1 protein-coding gene and 1 pseudogene are annotated in these 843 nt (G+C 65.8%); both read right to left on the reverse strand.

The window, feature by feature from the left end:
* Positions 1 to 53: 53 nt before the first annotated feature.
* Positions 54 to 574 (reverse strand): annotated as a pseudogene (locus AC1D34_RS38055) (IS110 family transposase); the annotation flags it as partial.
* Positions 575 to 687: 113 nt separating this feature from the next.
* Positions 688 to 843, reverse strand: a 156-nt coding sequence (locus tag AC1D34_RS38060; RefSeq protein ID WP_476827089.1) for a transposase, incomplete at its 5' end; no start/stop codon positions are given.

The raw sequence follows: 843 nt of genomic DNA on the forward strand, positions 1-843 counted from the left end.
CATCACGCAGGGATCGCCCTGCGTCAGTTCGCGCACGCGGACGGCATCACGCAGGGATCGCCCTGCGTCAGTTCGCGCACGCGGACGGCGAAGGTCGGGCGGCCCGGCGTACCGAGCTTGAGCCCGGCCTCCCGCAGGATCGCCCGCACTACGTTCTCGATCGCGCGCATCTCATTCAGGACAGTGCGGCGCGCCGCCAAAAGCGAGCGCCACAGCCGGCACTGCCGGCTCTTGACGTGAACCTGCCGGAACCAGCCCGTCCGCATGATCTGCGCCAGAGCCCGGGCGTCGTTGCGGTCGGACTTGTTCGGCATTGTCTTCATCGCGGCGTTGGCCTGGCGCGTCTCGATGCAGAGTGCCGGCAAGCCGGCCGCGCGCAGGCTATCGTGAAGCCACGCCGTCAGAGAGCACGCTTCCAGCCCGATGCGCTCCAGAGGCAGGTCGAGCTCATTCAGCGCGACGATCAAAGCCGCAGGCTCGCTGGCCGCACGCGCCTCCTTCACGATCCGCCCGAATCAACCACGCAGATCGCAGTCTCTTCCAGCGACACGTCCAGTCCGGCATAATAGGTCATGGCTGCTCCTTCCCGATGCTTGTGGCCACTCAACGCGGACCACGTTCCAACATCCCGAACGGAGCAGCCACCCGCCGGTTGAGACCCCAATCACCCCATCTGTTTGAGAATGCTCAAGGATGGACGATGCGCCGCAGCATGAGGCTTCCCAGGGCGACGTGGATCATGGCTTCGGAGACGTCGAGGCGCTGTTCATAGTCTCGGACGAGGCGCTTCCAACGGGTCATCCAGCCGAAGGTGCGCTCGACGACCCATCGCCTCGGCAGCAC

The organism is Allobosea sp. P1_A7, assembly GCF_056406775.1.